This window comes from Chamaesiphon sp. OTE_75_metabat_556, assembly GCF_031378165.1.
Lineage (GTDB): Bacteria > Cyanobacteriota > Cyanobacteriia > Cyanobacteriales > Chamaesiphonaceae > Chamaesiphon.
The window spans coordinates 1-18,552 of sequence record NZ_JANNDR010000585.1 but is presented as its reverse complement, the minus strand read 5'-3'; the positions used below and the strand labels follow the sequence as shown (position 1 = coordinate 18,552).

14 protein-coding genes and 3 pseudogenes are annotated in these 18,552 nt (G+C 46.7%); 13 read left to right on the top strand and 4 right to left on the bottom strand.

The window, feature by feature from the left end; all coding sequences use genetic code 11:
* Window positions 1-17 precede the first annotated feature (17 nt).
* Window positions 18-2,363: a ribonuclease R family protein gene (locus tag RMO27_RS23095; protein ID WP_396133793.1), complete on the bottom strand. Its 2,346-nt coding sequence runs from the start codon at window positions 2,361-2,363 to the stop codon at window positions 18-20.
* Between the two features lie 674 nt (window positions 2,364-3,037).
* On the opposite strand from RMO27_RS23095, the gene RMO27_RS23090 reads away from it, so the two are divergent.
* The 9 genes and pseudogenes from RMO27_RS23090 to RMO27_RS24040 all read left to right on the top strand — a co-directional run bounded on the left by RMO27_RS23090 (window position 3,038) and on the right by RMO27_RS24040 (window position 11,487).
* On the top strand, window positions 3,038-3,160 hold the full coding sequence (locus tag RMO27_RS23090; protein ID WP_309736880.1) for a hypothetical protein: 123 nt from the start codon (window positions 3,038-3,040) through the stop codon (window positions 3,158-3,160).
* A gap of 66 nt (window positions 3,161-3,226) precedes the next feature.
* A complete protein-coding gene (locus tag RMO27_RS23085) occupies window positions 3,227-4,585 on the top strand; it encodes a nicotinate phosphoribosyltransferase (protein ID WP_309736879.1) in 1,359 nt (452 codons plus the stop codon).
* 141 nt (window positions 4,586-4,726) lie between these two features.
* A complete protein-coding gene (locus RMO27_RS23080; protein ID WP_309736878.1) occupies window positions 4,727-5,329 on the top strand; it encodes a nicotinate-nucleotide adenylyltransferase in 603 nt (200 codons plus the stop codon).
* The gene (locus RMO27_RS23075) at window positions 5,298-6,032 is read left to right on the top strand and encodes an NrtR DNA-binding winged helix domain-containing protein (RefSeq protein WP_309736877.1); all 735 of its coding nucleotides are present in this window, start codon (window positions 5,298-5,300) and stop codon (window positions 6,030-6,032) included. The genes RMO27_RS23080 and RMO27_RS23075 overlap by 32 nt, the downstream gene beginning before the upstream one ends.
* A 273-nt stretch (window positions 6,033-6,305) precedes the next feature.
* Complete coding sequence (locus tag RMO27_RS23070; RefSeq protein ID WP_396133791.1) at window positions 6,306-7,961, top strand: NAD+ synthase; 1,656 nt, start codon at window positions 6,306-6,308, stop codon at window positions 7,959-7,961.
* Window positions 7,962-8,039: 78 nt separating this feature from the next.
* A pseudogene (locus RMO27_RS24045) lies at window positions 8,040-8,303 on the top strand (type II toxin-antitoxin system PemK/MazF family toxin); the annotation flags it as partial.
* Between the two features lie 92 nt (window positions 8,304-8,395).
* Window positions 8,396-9,856 carry an ABC transporter substrate-binding protein gene (locus tag RMO27_RS23065; RefSeq protein WP_309736876.1) on the top strand — a complete coding sequence of 487 codons (1,461 nt, stop codon included), beginning with the start codon at window positions 8,396-8,398 and terminating at the stop codon, window positions 9,854-9,856.
* Between the two features lie 307 nt (window positions 9,857-10,163).
* A complete protein-coding gene (locus RMO27_RS23060) occupies window positions 10,164-10,985 on the top strand; it encodes a hypothetical protein (RefSeq protein WP_309736875.1) in 822 nt (273 codons plus the stop codon).
* A gap of 226 nt (window positions 10,986-11,211) precedes the next feature.
* Window positions 11,212-11,487: pseudogene (locus RMO27_RS24040) on the top strand (hypothetical protein).
* A gap of 78 nt (window positions 11,488-11,565) precedes the next feature.
* On the opposite strand, the gene RMO27_RS23050 reads toward RMO27_RS24040, so the two are convergent.
* Both RMO27_RS23050 and RMO27_RS23045 read right to left on the bottom strand, forming a co-directional pair.
* Window positions 11,566-12,636 carry a hypothetical protein gene (locus RMO27_RS23050; RefSeq protein WP_309736873.1) on the bottom strand — a complete coding sequence of 357 codons (1,071 nt, stop codon included), beginning with the start codon at window positions 12,634-12,636 and terminating at the stop codon, window positions 11,566-11,568.
* Window positions 12,637-12,681: 45 nt separating this feature from the next.
* Window positions 12,682-13,026, bottom strand: coding sequence for a helix-turn-helix domain-containing protein (locus RMO27_RS23045; protein WP_309736872.1), 345 nt, complete (start codon window positions 13,024-13,026; stop codon window positions 12,682-12,684).
* 93 nt (window positions 13,027-13,119) lie between these two features.
* On the opposite strand from RMO27_RS23045, the gene RMO27_RS23040 reads away from it, so the two are divergent.
* From RMO27_RS23040 to RMO27_RS23025, 4 genes are all read left to right on the top strand, one after another.
* Complete coding sequence (locus RMO27_RS23040) at window positions 13,120-13,539, top strand: thioesterase family protein (RefSeq protein ID WP_309736871.1); 420 nt, start codon at window positions 13,120-13,122, stop codon at window positions 13,537-13,539.
* 269 nt (window positions 13,540-13,808) lie between these two features.
* Window positions 13,809-15,776: an AMP-binding protein gene (locus RMO27_RS23035; RefSeq protein ID WP_309736870.1), complete on the top strand. Its 1,968-nt coding sequence runs from the start codon at window positions 13,809-13,811 to the stop codon at window positions 15,774-15,776.
* 93 nt (window positions 15,777-15,869) lie between these two features.
* Window positions 15,870-16,319: a YlqD family protein gene (locus RMO27_RS23030; RefSeq protein WP_309736869.1), complete on the top strand. Its 450-nt coding sequence runs from the start codon at window positions 15,870-15,872 to the stop codon at window positions 16,317-16,319.
* 211 nt (window positions 16,320-16,530) lie between these two features.
* Entirely contained in the window at window positions 16,531-17,817 is a 1,287-nt protein-coding gene (locus tag RMO27_RS23025; RefSeq protein WP_309736868.1) for a sugar ABC transporter substrate-binding protein, read from the top strand.
* Between the two features lie 308 nt (window positions 17,818-18,125).
* On the opposite strand, the pseudogene RMO27_RS23020 reads toward RMO27_RS23025, so the two are convergent.
* Window positions 18,126-18,552 (bottom strand): annotated as a pseudogene (locus tag RMO27_RS23020) (GMP synthase (glutamine-hydrolyzing)); the annotation flags it as partial.

Genomic DNA, 18,552 nt, shown 5'->3' with positions numbered 1-18,552 from the left:
ATTGGGGATGTGTGCGATTAGTCGTCCTCAGTCACAGGTTCAAACTCCTCGATTTCTACCGACTCGATCGCCAGTGAATCTCCTGAATCTCCTGAATCTGCCGTTGCTTCTGCTTCTTCTTCATTAGCAGCTTCGGACAACATACTAGTCACGGTGACTAGGTCGATTTGTTGGCGGTAGTAGTCTACACTCTTGACTTGGACTTCGACACGATCGCCTAACCGGTATGAAGTCCGGTTTTTGCGACCGACCAGACAAGCATAGCGCGGGCGAAACTCGTACCAGTCATCCTTGAGCGAACTGACGTGTACCAAACCTTCCACCAGGGAGTCTTCGATCTCGACAAAGAAACCATAGGATTGCACCCCAGTAATTAAGCCCTGAAAAATCTCGCCGGTGCGAGCTTTCATTTTTTCGGCTTTTTGGAGTCCAGCGAGATCGTTTTCGGCATCTTGAGCGATCTTGGTACGATCGTTGAGATGGGCGATCGATCCGGCAATTTGGGCTTCTAAGTCTTGCTGAACTGTAGGTGTCAGCACATTCCAGGTAATCTGACCGTGACAGCTACTACTACCCAAATCGATGATTTCCTTGGCGCGGGAGGTTTTGCGATCGCGGCCGTTGGCAAATACTTCATGGAGTACGCGTTGGATCGCGATATCGGGATAGCGTTGTAGGGGTGAGACTGCGTGGGTATAGCCATTCTCGATCGCCAGCCCAAAATGAGTCCCAGGGTTGGTACTATAAACCGTGGTTTTGAGCAGGGATTTGAATAGATAATTGAGCACCTGCGGTACTGGCGACTCTGGAAACTGGAGGCTCAGACGTTGTAAATCGGCAACGCTGACTTCGGTTTCGACTTCACCTTCAAAGCTCAATCCCAAATTGATCGCCAGCTTGATCGTATCGTTGACTTCGATGAGTTCGGGATTGTGTTGGACGGCATAAATCCCTGGTACTTGCAAAGCTTGGAGATGGACGGCGATCGCGTAATTGGCCATCACCATCACATCGGTAAGCAACGACTGCGGATCGTCGAGGAAAATCACGCCCAATCGTCCTTCATCGGCAAATGGGGCTTGCTTCTGAATCAAATCTACTTCCAAACCGCCTCTAGATCGTCGCTGCGCTCTAAAAGCTGGGGCGATCGTGTTCCAGATCGGTTTGACGATTTCGAGTGCTTGGGGGTCGATTTCGGTGGGTTCGCCAGCGAGTGTGGCCGCGATCTGAGTAGGATCGAGTAACCAATCCAACTGAATGCGACTGGGTTGGATATTAAACTCAATCAGTTCGCCGCGATCGTTGAGGGAGAGAAACACCGAAATTGCCAGTCGTTCGGCACCGGGCACAAATCCACAAGCCTGGTGAACGGCATCTGGTAATAGCGGGATGGTATTTTCGCCCAAATATACGGCCGTACCGCGTTTTTTCGCTTCACGATCGAGCCGCTCGTCAGCAACGAGATAAGTGGCGATGTCCGCGATATGGACGCCCAATCGCCAGATCTCCCCATCTAACTGCTCGATCGTCAGGGCACTATCAGTCGGATCTGTCTGCGTGCTCACCGCAATTGTCGGGAGCTGCCGCAGATCCAATCGCTTGTCAGCCAGCGGATCTTTCACGCTCTTAGTGATTTTCGCTGCCGCAGCTTCGATCGCGGGTGCAAAAGTTTGATGCAAATCGTGTTTGCAAGTCACGATATCGATGTCTGCCGCCGATTCTGCTGTCGTCCCCAGCACTCTAGCCACGCGACCGATCGGCAGGTCTTGACCGATAGCATGACGTAAGACATCCACATGCACGAGATGATCCAAAATCTCATCTAGATTAATCTGCTCGTGGCCGTTATCAGCGGGATGATGACCATTAGTTGTCACCGCCAACTCAAATAACAACCGATCGTCCAACGGAATCGCGCGATAGTCGCCCGTCTCTAACCGTTTGACCCTGGCTAGTACCGAAGGATTCGCCCGCTCTAAAATCAACTTGACCGCCCCTTCGGGACTGCGCCGCCTGGTACCTTCCTTGATCACTTCAATTAAGACGCGATCGCCATTCCAGGCATTACTGAGATGACTTTCACGGATATAAATATCATCCGCACTCTCATTATCTTGAATCGCAAAGCAAAACCCCTTGCTCGAACAACGCAGCTTGGCTTCCACCACCAGATCGGTTAGTTCGCGGCGGAATTTCCCCTTCTCCTTGACCAAAACCCCGATTTTTTCGAGTAAATCTAAAGCCAGATCCAATTGTTCGACACTCGACGGGGTTTCGCAACCTAACTTCTTTTCTAGTAATTTTGGGGCAACTAACTTCTCAGGACCAACATGCGATAGCAGCGTGGCGATCGAAAATTCCATATAGTTTAATTTACCTCCACCCAAGAACATATTCATTTATTAAGTTTGTAATATTGCTAACTTACGGTAGATTTCACAAAAAGTGCTATGCCCACAATTTTAGCAACAGTAAATTATGCGAACACAGGAGCTGGTGATGTTTGACAGGTGGCAGCAGCGATTTTGTCGATAGTCGCAATCTGTACTGCCGATTGCTAAACACTTGCTGGGCAGACGATTCAATCCCGATCGAATCGTCGCTTTAGACCTCCAGGTAAATACTTAACTAATTATTACTAACTAAATAAATCTTTATTCTGAGAATCTGTAATCTGAATAATTGGCATCGCCACTGGAGAAAAAGAGCTAAGATTGCTGCGATGAAGACGGCAAGCCTTTCGATTTCCCATCGACACTGAATATGACTGCATGAACTATTGGAAGTCAGCAGCTAAGATGTCGATCCATTGGACTCTAAACCAATTACCCAGTTCTGCCCGATCGAGTCAACATCGATTACGCTTCAATTTCACAACCCATCCTCGCGATATCGTATTTGTCTCGATCGAAAACAATACCTGGAGTAGGTCGATGACGAGATCGGCTGGCGGTGGCTGACTAAGTGTTGGTAACTCTAGACGTTGACTTTAGATTGGAACAGAACATGATGCATATCTCTATCATATTACCCCTGAATGTCACTTCTGATACCATTTTGGTCAAAGGGGATCGGCAGCGGGACATTCGATCGATTGGATGTTCGCTGGCTGATGGCAGTACCCAAAATCCCCGAGTGCGATCGCCGCTTACCTACTTGACATATTATGGTGGTTATTACCATAATAAGAGAAAGGTATTTTGAGTAAAAGATCGACCTCACCATGATGAACGCAACTCCAGAACTCGATCGACGGCCATCGATATCATCTTTATCCAGTGAGGACTATGGCTTACTAACCGATCTGTATCAACTCACGATGACTGCCTGTTATGTGGGCGAATCCCTCGATCGATCTACGGCTAGCTTCGAGTTATTTGTGCGAAAACTACCAAAAGACTTTGGGTATCTGATCGCCATGGGCTTGGCGCAAGCGTTAGAATATCTCGATCGATTACAGTTTAGTGCCACTCAAATTACCGCATTGCAAGCCACAGGGATTTTTAAAAACGCGCCCGACCGGTTTTGGGATCTGCTAGCCACTGCCAAGTTTACTGGCGATGTTTGGGCGGTGCCCGAAGGTACTGCCATCTTCGCCAATGAACCGATCTTGCGGATCGAAGCCCCTTTATGGCAAGCCCAACTCGTCGAAACTTACCTGCTCAACACCATCAATTACCAGACGCTGATTGCGACTAGAGCCGCCAGATTGCGCGATGTCGCTGGTGCCGATGCTACTTTACTCGAATTTGGTACTCGGCGAGCTTTTGGCCCTCAGGCTGCGATGTTAGCGGCACGGGCGGCGATCGCGGGCGGACTGGACACTACTTCAAATGTTTTAGCCGCGCTCACATTAGGCTATCAACCTAGCGGGACAATGGCACATTCATTAGTCATGGCGATCGAGGCAATGGCAGGTAGCGAACGATCGGCATTTCAGGCTTTTCACCGTTACTTTCCAGGCGCACCGCTGCTAATCGATACTTACGATCCGATCGCCGCAGCGACAGATCTAGCCACACAAGTGGCGGCAGGAGAGATCGAGTTATCGGCAGTCCGCCTAGACTCTGGAGATTTAATTACCTTATCTGGGCAAGTTAAATCTATTTTACCAAATGTCGCAATATTTGCCAGCGGCGATTTGGATGAGTGGGAAATTGCCAAATTGCGATCGGCTAATGCCCCGATCTCTGGCTACGGTTTGGGGACTAAATTAGTCACGGGCAGTCCAGTCAATGGCGTCTACAAACTAGTCGAAATCGCCGATCGACCCACAATGAAAAAATCCCCAGGGAAAATGACTTACCCTGGTAAAAAACAAATTTTTCGTCAAATCGAAGACGGACAATTTAGGGGAGATACTCTAGGTTTAGCAAGCGAGGGTCATGGCTTATTGCAACTAGTGATGAGTGGCGGCAATCGTCAACAACCAGAAGATCCGCTGTCGGTAATTAGACAGCGTACCGATCGCCATGTTGCTAGCTTACCAAGCGAACTTCGCGATATTAATTATGCTGGAATTCCACCAGTTACTCTTTCCCCAGCCTTAGCAGATTTAACTCAATCTTTGAAAGATCGAGGCTAAACCAACTCACTCCTACATATTGATCGAATTCTCAAATACAAATAGTATCCACTATTCACTATTCACTATTCACTATCCACTATCCACTATCCACTATCCACTATTCACTATCCACTATCCACTATTCACTATCCCCTATTCATGAATATCGCCCTCTTTGGAACCAGTGCCGATCCACCAACGATCGCTCACCAAAAAATTATTCACTGGCTGGCATTGCAACAATTCGATCGAGTAGCAGTCTGGGCATCTGACAATCCATTTAAAACACATGGAGCCTCGTTAGAACAGCGATCGCAAATGCTAGAACTGTCGATCGCTGAAATTCAGCCGCCGATCGATCAACATGTGCAAGTCTATCGTAATTTGAGCCATCGATATACGTTAGAAAGCCTGAAAATTGCCCAATCAGTTTGGGGTAATAGTGAATTTACACTGACAATTGGGGCAGACTTGATTGCCCAAATGTCTCAATGGTATCGGATCGGCGAACTACTAAATCAAGTTAAGTTACTAATCGTGCCCCGCACTGGCAATCAGATCGAATCAGCAGATTTACAACGGCTTACCGATTTAGGCGCACACATCACGATCGCCCCCCTATCGACACCAATTATTTCCTCGACAGCAATTCGGAATAGTCACTCGATCGACGGTGTATCGCTCAGTGTTGCTAAGTATCTCCGACAACAAAACTTGTATTCTATTATTGATGAAGCTTGTGACAGAACGAAACTCAAATAAACAGAAACTTGCCGATTTTAAAGTTGGTGTCGATAATGCGATTTTTTCGATCGATACCCAGCAAAATCGCTTGTTAATATTACTCGTGATGCGGCATGAAGAACCCTATTTTGGTGATTGGTGTTTGCCAGGAACATTAGTTAGAAATGGTGAAACATTAGAAACTGCCGCCGATCGAATTTTGTCTGAAAAGATCGAAGTTGATAACTTATATCTCGAACAACTATATACCTTTGGTGGCCCTGGACGCGATCCGCGCGAGGCAACCGATAGTTACAACGTACGTTATCTATCAGTCAGTTACTTCGCCTTAGTTAGGTACGAAGCTGCCGAATTAATTGCCACTGGCGTGGGGGGAATTGCCTGGTACCCGATCGACAAATTGCCCACTCTCGCCTTCGATCACCGACAAATTATCGAATACGGACATCAACGCCTCCGCAATAAATTAGAATACAGCCCGATCGCTTTTGATGTGCTACCAGAACTCTTCACCCTCAGTGATATTTATCAACTATATACCACAGTCCTCGGTGAAACATTCTCTGATTATTCTAACTTTCGCAATCGGTTAATCAAACTCAAGTTCCTCGAAGAAACAGGTGTCAAATCCTCACGCGGTAGCGGTCGTCCAGCTAGTCTATATCGCTTCGATCCAGTTGCCTTTGCCCCATTAAAAGATAAACCATTACTGTTTGTGTAAAAACCATCTGACGTTAATTACTAGAGATGGGTGGGTTTAAATTAATTGAGAATTGAGAATTGATAATTGGGTTGTTAGGGTGGGGATTTCGACCCCACCCTAACAACAATCCACCTTTTAGGTGGGGGATTTAAACCCCTGTTCTCTGTTAAATCAAATCTCTGTTGTCAACGTTGTCGATCGAACAAACTCCAACCTACGATTCTCAGACTAGATCCCCCCCACAAATAACCTCTCTGCGTTCTCACCTTACTCCGTGAACTCTGCGTAATCATGAAAATAGCCCTAGCCCAACTCAACCCGATCGTCGGCGATCTCCAAGGTAACGCTCAACAGATTTTAAAAACTGCCCAGCAAGTCGCCACCCAAGGCGTAAAACTGCTGCTCACACCAGAACTTTCGCTCTGTGGTTATCCACCGCGAGATCTATTACTAAATGCTAATTTCATTGCCGAAATGGAGAGAGCACTGCAACAACTTGCCCGCGATCTACCACCAAATTTACATGTATCGATCGGACTAGCGACTGCCAATCCTACGGCAGCAATAACTGGTGCCAAACCCCTGTTTAATAGCATTGCAATCTTAGCTGCTGGTAGTATCCAAAACATCTTCCATAAGCGGCTATTACCGACTTATGACGTATTTGACGAACATCGTTATTTCGCACCTGGTAGCGAGGCAAATTACTTCACTCTAGATGGTATTAAGCTAGGGGTGACTGTCTGTGAAGATCTCTGGAATGATGAGGATTTCTGGGGCAAACGTAGCTATCTAGTCAACCCGATTGCCGAATTAGCTGAACAAAATATCGATCTATCACTCAATCTCTCTGCCTCGCCATATAGCCTCGGCAAACAACAGGTTCGATCGGCCATGTTAAAACACGCAGCAGTTAAGTACGATCGAGCCGTATTATATGTCAATCAAGTCGGTGCCAATGACGATCTAATTTTTGATGGTTGTAGTTTGGGATTCGATCGATCTGGCGAACTAATTTGTCGGGGGACAGCATTCGATCGCGACTTAATTATTGTCGAATTTGATCAAGTAACAAAGGATTTAAAACCAGCCAACATTCAACCCCAACCAGATTGCGCCGATGCTGAAATTTGGCAAGCATTAGTATTAGGCGTGCGCGACTATATTCACAAATGTGGTTTTCAAAAAGTCATCTTGGGCTTGAGTGGCGGCATCGATTCGGCACTTGTCGCCGCTATTGCGGCTGAGGCTCTGGGCGCGGAGCATGTCTTAGGAGTATTGATGCCTTCGACTTATAGCTCGTCCCACTCAGTCACCGATGCGATCGCCGTCGCTGCTAATTTGGGAATTAAGACCGAAACAATCCCGATTGGCGAATTAATGCAGGGATTCGATCGCACTCTAGAGTCGCAATTTCAAGGTACCGAATTTGGAATAGCGGAAGAGAATATCCAATCGCGGATTCGCGGCACCTTACTGATGTCCATGTCCAATAAGTTTGGCTATTTACTCCTCTCCACAGGCAATAAATCCGAAATGGCGGTCGGTTACTGTACCCTGTATGGCGATATGAATGGTGGTTTAGCCGTCATCGCTGACGTACCCAAAATGCGCGTCTATTCACTCTGCAAATGGCTCAACCGAGAGCGAGAAATCATCCCCACCAATATCATCACCAAACCACCCAGTGCCGAACTCAAACCCGGACAAGTAGACCAAGATTCATTACCACCCTATGAAATTTTAGATGAAATTTTGGATGCGATCGTCTGCGAACATCAATCGCCCAGCCAAATAATCGATCGCGGTTTCGAGCCGCAAGTAGTCGCCAGGATCGCCAGACTCGTCAAACTGGCCGAATTCAAACGCCGTCAAGCTCCCCCAGGCTTGAAAATCACCGATCGCGCTTTTGGGACGGGTTGGCGGATGCCGATCGCTGCTAAATAATCAAATTTCTCGATCGAGTACCCCTACTAGTCGGATAACAGGTAGCATCGAACATAAAAGCGTGAAAACAAGGTAACTGTATTACCGATTACCTCTAGTCATCCAGCCGATAGATTACTACCTGTAGTAGTCTCACTCACACCCGATTCAAATAATGGATTAACTACCGATAGCTTTATTGTTTGTATCGATCCGATGACTTTTGACAAGCAGAGATTGGTAAAGCAGCTAGGAAGATTGAATAATCAAAAAACCTACCAAGTTCAGTCGATTTTACGCGCTTATCTAGAACTAGATATTATGGACAGCGATTTAGAGGATTCATCGGATCTTCGCAACTAGAGTTACATCAAAAGTGATAACATCAACGGCAATGGTCGGATTCAACGGCTGAGTTGATATCGACAGTTTATGTGAGGAGTTTGACAACAATTATGACTATGCTCGATCGACGCATCCAGCCAAAACTAGCAGTAGTGATGGCATTATTGACGACTATTACCAGCTTATTGGCAACTAGTTGTACCGACCCCAATGCTACGACGGGTGGCACGGGCGGAGCTAATCCCACAGCCAGCACTGCTCCTAGTACTGGCGGTGATAGCCAAGGCTTGAAAATTGGTTCTTTGCTATCGAGCACTGGCGACTTGGCATCGATCGCGCAACCGCTGCCGATCGCTGTCAAAATGGCGATCGATACTGTCAATAGTTGTGGTGGTATCAATGGTTCACCTGTTACCCTGGTTTCTGAAGACGACCAAAGCGACCCCAGTGCTGGCGCGGCAGCAATGACGAAGCTGACAGAAGTAGATAAAGTTGCTGGTGTCGTCGGTGCCTTTGGTAGTGGGATTTCTACCGCTGCCTCATCTGTAGCTGCCAAAAATAAGGTGATGATAATTTCGCCAGGAAGTACCAGTCCCGTATTTACCGATCGAGCCAAAAAAGGCGAATATCAAGGATATTGGGCGCGGACTGCACCGCCAGATACTTATCAAGCCCAAGCAATGGCTCAGTTAGCCCGCAAAAAAGGGTTTACCAAAGTGGCGACGATCGCGATTAATAATGATTATGGCGTCGGCTTTGAAAAAGAATTCGTTGCCGCCTTCAAAAAATTGGGCGGTACCGTCACTAACGAAGCTAAACCAACTCGTTACGACGCCAAAGGCACAACTTTCTCATCTGAAGTCAAGGCGGCTTTTGACGGCAAACCCCAAGCAATTGCCGCTCTAGTCTACCCAGATACTGGCTCCATCTTACTCAAAGATGCTTATGAACAAGGCTTGAGCAAAGGTGTGACGATTATGCTGCCCGATGGTGCCTACTCGCCAAAATTCCCCGATCAGGTCGGCAAAACAGCGGATGGTAAATTTATCATCGACGGGGCGATCGGTACCGTTCCTGGGGCGCATGGCAAGGCTTTAGAAGACTTTAATCAGAAGTGGCTGGCGACTGGAAAACCCCTGACTGCATATCTGCAACACTCTTGGGATGCTACGGCCTTGATCATGCTTGCCGCCCAAGCCTCTAAAACCAATACTGGCGAAGGCATTGCTAGTAAACTGCGTGAAATTGCAGGTGGCACTGGCGAGGAAGTTTCCGATCTGTGTCAAGCAATTACTTTGCTCAAAGCTGGTAAAAAAATTAACTATCAAGGTGCTAGTGGCAACGTCGATATCGATGCGCAAGGCGATGTCGTCGGTACTTATGACATCTGGCAAGTTCAACCCGATGGTAGTCTCAAAACGATCGACCAAGTAAACATTGCTGGTGCGGGTGCTGGTACAGCTCCCAAAGTTGACGCTAAACCAGCGACAGGCAAACCTGCTGACAAACCCAAAGCTGACGCGAAACCTCCCGCAACACCGAAACCTGCCACTCCTGGCAAGCAAGGTTAGTTACGACTCGATCGCACTATAAAACCCCTGTGGGATTTTGATGTGGCGATCGTCTGCCTCTGCATATAGTCAGGATTAACGATCGTTACACATGGTGTCAAATTCGATCGACTAGCATCTAGGATATTTAGGCTGAATCAATTCACCCTAAATATCCGATCTGGGGGTGTTGGGTGGAAAAGTGTCAATACAATACCCCGTTTTTCCGGTATTAGGTGGAAATTTGTCCATCTAACTAACTCAAACGGGGGTATTAGACTGAATCCGTCAGTCTAAATAATAGTTATATGGAAATGTACTTTCAGGTATGGCTCTAACACCTTATAGCTCGGACGATATCAATCAGCTCTCGCTAGATGCTCTAGTTGAAAGAATGGATGTTGTACGTTTAACTGCTGAAAAAGAAAGATATGGCTCTGACCAGATCGAGATTAAGCAACAACATACTCCGTTTCCTCAGGTTAAGGACTTGATGTCCACATCTACAGCTCGTCAAATGGATGAGCCACAAAGACGCAAGCTAGCAGATGCCACTTTTCGTTTCCTCTTACAAATGGACATGCTTACTGTTTCATCTGGTATATCAAATGCTGTCTATGGCCCCAGCTATCATGAAGGAGTTTGGGTGTATCCCAGCCATTGGATGGCATCGGCTGTCCTCGACCAGTATCAGATCATCGCAAGTAGAATTGCTCTTGAGTGTTTTTTTGATTTGCTCTACATCGCTGATTGTGGGAAACGTATGTCTGATCGAAGTAAATTTAAAGCATTTAAAAAATGGGTTGTTTCACCAGAAAATCCATATAAATACTTTGTTGGACATATTATCGCTGCATTTGAATTTGATCGTGAACATCGACAAAAGGAGGTTCATGGTACATCCAGATTTGCACATTGTTTACTTCGACTAGAAAAACCAGATTCAGAAGAACTCAATATTTCACTCAACCTGACAAACGTACTACTCAATGTGTGGCGACCTCTCATTGAAATCATGAATGGTATTCGTCCCAGCAGTATCTCAGTATTTAATTCCTGTGAGGGTTTTGCGGAAAAGTATTTTGAATCGCATTCTGATCCAGTTAGTTTTGATAATTTTATTGCAGAAATACTTGCAGAAAAAATGTAGAAAAATAATTCTCATTATTAAACATAGGCATATAACAAGCACCTGCACGTGGAACGTCAGTATACTTGGGTTGTTGCAACGTGCAAATGCGTCCGGTGAGGCACAGTCCGTTAGACAGAATTAAGATTATGCAACGTCTTTGGCTGGAGTGCGATCGTAGCCGTACAGGCTAGAGGCGATCGCCCAGGTTAAAATAAAGGGGCACAGTTGAAACGAGGCAAAGTCAATGGCAGTCAGACAACCCCGCTACAGCAAAGAAGAATTTGCCCAATGAGGCGATGCGCTTTATAATTCACAGATTCGATCGCAAGTCGAAGCAGGTAATCACGGGAAGATTGTGGCGATCGATATCGAAACCGGAGCCTTTGAGGTGGCAGACGATATCGTGACCGCATCCGAGCATCTGCTCGCCAAGTACCCCGATGCTCAAACTTGGTTTATTCGGATTGGACACAGAGCGGTCTACCATTTTGGGGCGCGGAGTTTGAGAGAAACTCGATGATGCAGGGGAGGGTAAATCAGAACTGTGAGGCAATGCTTTCGATCGCCGTTAGAAATATCGAGATCCAACATTTCATCATTAACTGATTGATGGCAAAACGAGGAGATTATTAACGACTTCTAACTGAATCCGATCTTTTCTGACGACTTCTTCCCACGTTGCATATCCTCGTGGCTGAGTGTAATGGTTAATTTGCGAATTGTAGCTGCCTTCAATCCCCGTCATCACTGCCATTACATTGGTTGCCGCCGCTTTGACGCCATCATCGGTCGATCGAGCACCGATATAAAAATCATTCCCCGGCCACGATACATGATCCCAAGCCACAAAGCTAAATAATTCCAGGTTGGTAAAATCATCTCCCGCTTCTGCATACATTTGGGGTCTGCATAACTGCGGTTTGTTGGCATTGCCTTTTAATAATGGTCGAACCAACAAACTAATACCATCGATCTCGATTCGCTCATTGTCGCATTCGCTATATGGATCGTAATAGACGACTTTAATATGTGAAAACTTACTGCTATGAGTTTGTAAAAATCTCACCAGTGTGTTTCGCAGCTCGGCACCTAGTTGTCCTCTAAATACCCCCGCAAATTGTCCGCACCCCATGCCTGGAATTGTTATCAAAGCTTGCTTGTCATCCTGTTTGGCTCGATCGTTGGCATAAATAAATGCTGGTAAAAATCTCCGCTCGTAGAGTCGGTAGTATCCCTCTGAGTTAATTTCCCCATTACTAGTCACTTCTTCCCAGTCAACAGGCGCAATCTGATGACCATTTCGGAGTAGTGCGCCTGGAGTGAAAATCAGCGTCGCGGGAAATGGCACTTCATGCAGATCGGGCTGGCGATGTTTGCCATTATCATAGACAGTAACAGGTGTAACGATACTCAAATCGCCCAAGATCGCCAGCTCATCTTGATTCCAATCAAGGCCATTTCCATAGATAGCATCTTCAGCAAAAATCTGTGGACGCTTAGTTCGTACCAACAGTTCGATAAATTCTGGGATGGTAATGCGATCGAGATCGAGATCTTTTAATCGATCGTGTAAATATTCACCAGCTAGATCGCCAGCTTTGAGTCGATCGAGATAAGCGATCGCTATGTGGTATGTTTGCGGATTTACTAAGGTCCGATAATTTTTCATGTCTTCGATCGATTATGTAGATTCACTTATCGCACTATCCTGGTGTTAGCAAAATTTTTGTGGCACTTGCGTGCCGTCTACATGCTTCAAACCCCAAGCCGCCACGATCTTTAACACTGGTTTCAAGCTTCGACCTTTTTCAGTCAATAGATAATTCATCCGTTTGGAATGGTTGCTATAAGGCTGTTTTGATACCAGCCCCAATTCTTCTAATGACTTGAGCCGACTGGCTAAAATATTCGTCGAAATGCCTTCGGGGGATTCCAAAAACTCCTCAAAGCGTTGTTTGCCAAAAAACATCATGTCGCGAATCACTAGCAGCGTCCAGCGATCGCCAATCAGATCGAGCGTACAGGCAATAGGGCAAGGAGAACGACTGGATAGTGTCATCTGTGGGCGATCGCCTTAAAAAATGAGTCTACTTGCATTTTACAAGCTATTTCTGCTAAGTTGAAATGTAACTTGCATTTTACAACTTATGGTATGACCCAAGTTACTAGAGCCTTAGAGGTGACACTCCAAATTCCCATCAGAACCTACGATATTGATTTTGCTGGAGTAGTCAGCAATATTGTCTATATTCGCTGGTTAGAAGACCTGCGGATCGAAATTATGAACCGCCATTATCCGATTGCCGAGCAAGTTCGCGATGGGTTGGCACCCGTTGTTTTACAAACAAATATTGACTACAAACAGGCACTCAAAATGGGCGATCGACCGACGAGCACCATGTGGGTCGCATCATTAGCAACACTCCGTTGGACTGTAAGTGCCGAAATATCGAATGCAGGTAAAGTTGCCGCGATCGCCCAGCAAACAGGGATTTTTGTCAATCTGCAAACCAACAAACCGATCCGCGTTCCGAGCAGGTTGCAGCAGCAATATACAGATTCACTAGCTTGAATTAACTCGATCCGAATAACTATGTTGAGATTTTGTGCCAGCCAGTCAAGATCTTGACCTCACTCAGCCACTAGTCATCGGTCTGAGTATTTTTTTGCGTTCTTGAGGCGATCGGAATCGACTATTATCGATCGTAGCCACCTTAAGTTCTGTCACAATCGCAGATCGATCGGGATCGATCGCCAGTTAATCTATAAATATCGAACGGGTTGGCGGCTGTGGTAACTTAACACAGTTTAACCTTATGAAAATTTGGATGAATCGCAATTATGACAACTTTTAACTTTGACAACTATCCTTATTTATTAAGCGATCGAGAGCGGCAAAATCTCAGCCAGACGATCGATTATACCCAAATTAATTCCATCCCTGAAATCTGGCCGATCGTGGCGGCCAAGTGTGGTGATGTCGTGGCGGTACATGCGCCCCATAGCAAACCAGAAATTAGCCTGACCTATCGAGAACTAGCGACGCAAATTCACCTATTTGCGACGGGCATTCAGAGCTTGGGGATTCAGCCTCGTCAAGCGATCGCGCTGTTTGCTGACAATAGTCCTCGGTGGTTGATTGCCGATCAGGGCATCATGTTGGCAGGTGCCTTTAATGCCGTCCGGAGTTCGCAAGCAGATTCGCAAGAATTACTCTCGATTTTAGATAATAGCCAAGCCCAAACTTTGGTAGTTGAAGATCTGAAAACGCTCGAAAAGTTGAGCGATCGATTAGCTAATTTGCCAATTAAATTAATTATTTTACTATCTGACGAAAATACCGATGCAGAAACGCCATCTAAACTTGTCAACTTTAGTCAGACGATCGATCTCGGTCGCACTGCCGAGTTGATCCCCGTCGCGCTGGAAACAACCGATTTAGCCACCCTCATTTATACTTCCGGTACTTCTGGCAATCCCAAGGGCGTGATGCTCTCACATGGCAACCTCCTGCATCAAGTCAATACTTGTGGGTCGGTGATTCCAGCAACGCCAGGGTCAAGAGTATTGAGTATCTTACCCTCGTGGCATAGTTACGAGCGATCGTGTGAATACTATCTGCTTTCCCAAGGCTGTACGCAGACTTATACCAATATTCGCTATTTCAAGCAGGATTTGAAGGATTATCAGCCAGAATATCTCGTCGCCGTACCACGACTGTCTGAGTCGATTTATGAGGGCATTCAGAAGCAATTCCGCGACCAGTCGCCCAATCAGCAGAAGTTGGTCGAGACATTTTTGGCAGCCAGCCAACAGTACATCGAAGCCCGGCGCATTGTCCAAGGTTTGAGCCTAGAGTGTCTCCAACCCACACTGAGTCAAAAGTTAACTGCGCGCCTTCAGATGACAGCACTGGCTCCCATTCACGCGATCGCCGACAAACTCATCTACACCAAAATTCGGGCGGCAACTGGTGGCAAAATCAGACATATTATCAGCGGTGGTGGGTCTTTGGCCAAACATCTCGATCTCTTTTTTGAGATGATCGGCGTCGATATCCTCGTCGGCTATGGCTTGACCGAAACCGCACCGATTACCAATGTCCGCCGTCCGTGGCAAAATCTCCGCCTCTCGTCAGGACAACCGTTACCAGGTACCGAGATCAAAATCGTCGATGTCGAAACGCGCGAGTCAGTATCGATCGGTCACAAAGGATTAGTCTTGATTCGTGGCCCCCAAGTCATGCAGGGCTATTACCGCGATCCCGCAGCTACCGCCAAAGCGATCGATTCTGACGGCTGGTTCAATAGCGGCGACTTGGGGATGCTCACCGCCAATCGGGATCTGACGATTACTGGCCGTGCCAAAGATACGATCGTCCTCAGTAATGGTGAAAATATCGAACCTACCCCGATCGAAGATGCCTGTCTGCGCAGTCCCTATATCGGTCAAATCATCCTCGTCGGTCAAGACCAAAAGTCACTCGGCGCGCTAATCGTCCCTAACTCCGAAGCCTTACAAGCTTGGGCAGATAGCCAAAACTTGCCCGTTAATTCTCAAGATCCGAGCGAATATGCCAAAGCCCTTGATAACAGTCAAATTATCGACCTCTTCCGCAACGAACTCAACCGCGAAGTCAAAAACCGCCCCGGTTATCGGGTTGACGATCGAATCGCCACCATCAGGTTGATTGCCGAACCATTCAGCATCGACAATGGCCTCTTGACCCAAACCCTGAAAATTCGACGTCCAGTTGTGATGGAACGGTATCACGGTATGATTGACGAGATGTTCGCAGGCAAAGCCTAGCCTGAGGCGAATTGCTAAATTAGGAAATAGGGTATGGGGTAACGCCGCTAGCCACTAAACCAATAGCCACTAGTCACCAAAATTACCTAAATCATGGATCTACCAGACTCTCAATTATTACTCAAACGGGTCGTCAGTATTAAAGCTGTCGTAACCCAACGCTGGAAAGATGAAACCCAGCAACTATTACAAACCCAAATTAGCGAACTCGATGGCCAGCTACAGCAACTCGAAATTCAGGGACAAAGAGCAGTCGCTGAAATCCAAAAGCAGAGCCTGCAACCGCCTGGTCCCCAAGTAGTTCAACAGATTGAGAGCATTCAAATGCAAGTCAATCAGCAAAAAAGCGAGCTGCTCGAACAAAAAAACATGGCTCTGCAACAGCTCCAACAAGTTCAATTTCTCGAACTCAAACAGGAAGTCAGTCAAGGTCAAGTCGAGGGTTACTTTTCTGTCAAACTCGGTGATAATTTGATCTCCAAAATGAATGTTGAAGTCCTGCTGCACGATGGCGTCGTGATGGAAATTCGGGGAAATATCTAACAGCCGAAACAACGGTTAAACGGGGAGAATATTTCTCTCCCCTCTCCCCTCTCCGCTCATCAGCTACCGAATTGTCAGATCTATTCTCGATCGCCACCAGCGACATCCTCAACTGATGGATAGTCAAGAAATCGCGAATTACTTACCCCCTAGCCGCGATCGCCCAGATCGTCGATAATACCTGGATGTCGATCGAGGGGTATCTCAGCTCATGTTTAAGCTTGCTAATTTTCGTCGGTTTCTGATCTGTGGCTTATTGGGGTTAATCCTCACTGGAGTGGTGAGTTGCTTGAAGTCCCCCAGTGCCAAAGCTCCACAGTTAGAATTTTGGACGATGCAACTTCAGCCCAAATTTAACGACTATTTTAAAGACGCGATCGGTAAATTTGAAACTGCCAATCCCGCAATTAAAGTCCATTGGGTCGATGTGCCGTGGTCGGCGATGCATGGCAAAATTCAAGCCGCAATGGCCGCAAAAACAGCTCCTGATGTGGTCAATCTCAACCCTGATTTTGCGATTCAACTAGCAGCAAGAAATGCCTGGTTGCAGCTCGATCCGGTCTTAACCAAGGGCGAGAATAAAGAATATCTTCCCAACATTTGGCAAGCTGGCACCTTAGACGGCAAAACCTTTAGTCTGCCCTGGTATCTGACGACCAACGTCACGATTTACAATCAAGAACTATTCATCAAAGCGGGAATTGCCAAACCGCCGACGACTTATCAAGAACTCGCCCAAACTGCCAAACAGATCAAAGAGAAAACTGGTAAGTACGCCTTCTTTGCAACCCTGCTGGCTGAAGATAGCAACGATGTCCTCGAATCCCTCGTCCAGATGGGCGTGCAACTAGTTGACAAACAAGGCAAGGCGGCCTTTAATACCTCAGCAGGTAAAGCGGCATTTCAGTATTGGGTCGATCTCTACAAGCAAGGCTTGCTGCCCAAGGAAGCGATGACGCAGGGACACCAGCAAGGGATTCAACTCTACCAATCGGGTGAAATTGCCATGCTCTCGGCTGGGGCACCATTTATCGAAACGATCGCCAAGAACGCGCCACAGATTGCCAAAATTTCTGCTGTCGCGCCCCAAATATCGGGACAAACGGGTAAAACAGGTGTCGCTGTGATGAATCTGGTGATTCCGCGTACTAGTAAGTTACCGGAAGCTGCTGTCAAATTTGCCCTATTTATTACCAATGCCACCAATCAATTAGCTTTTGCGCAGGCTTCGGATACTTTGCCTTCTAATGTCAAAGCAGTGGCAGACTATAAAGCCAAACTAGCAGACAGTAAAAATAACTCGGCACTGGATCGAGGTAAGTCGATTAGTGCCGAGCAATTGGCGCAGTCGGAGATCTTGATTCCACCGTTGAAAAATATCGATCTGCTCAAAAAAGCAATCTATGAAAATCTCCAGGCGGCGATGTCGGGTGAAACGACCGTCGAGCAAGCAATCGCGACGGCGGCTAGTACTTGGGATGCTGGCAAACAAAGGTAGCGATCGAGAGACGACGTGAGGATAATTCAAATTCGATCGATAGTTATTCTAATTTAGGAGGGTAGTTTCGATCGATTTTTGTTAGTAATTTAACGCCAGTGTCTCCTAACTCTGCTTAGTACAAGTAGTTAAGTATGAGCATTAACCAGAACTGGAGTTAAATTAACGTCAGTTTGGACTAAGAATATTACTGAAAGCGGGTATAAAAATTAGGGTAGGGGCAATTCATGAATTGCCCCTACCCTAATTTTCAGTCAGATCTGTAGATCTCCGCTATTACTAATCTCTTCGATCGACCAAATCCTAACTTATTCCCATTCGATCGTTCCAGGTGGCTTGGAAGTGATGTCATACACCACGCGGTTGACACCTTTGACTTCATTGACGATCCGGTTAGAAACGATCTCTAGAAACTCATAGGGCACCTTCGACCAATCGGCGGTCATCCCATCCTCACTAGAGACACAACGCAAGACGATCGGGTGTGCGTAAGTCCGTTGGTCGCCCATCACACCGACGCTATTGACATCGGCAAGTAGCACCGCGAATGCTTGCCAGAGCTGATCGTAAAGTCCTTGTTTATTAACTTCTTGACGGACGATCAGATCGGCATCGCGGAGGATGTTTAGTCGCTCTGCTGTCACTTCCCCGATAATCCGAATGGCTAAACCAGGGCCAGGAAATGGCTGACGTTTAACTATTTCTTCGGGTAAACCGATCGATCGACCGACTTTC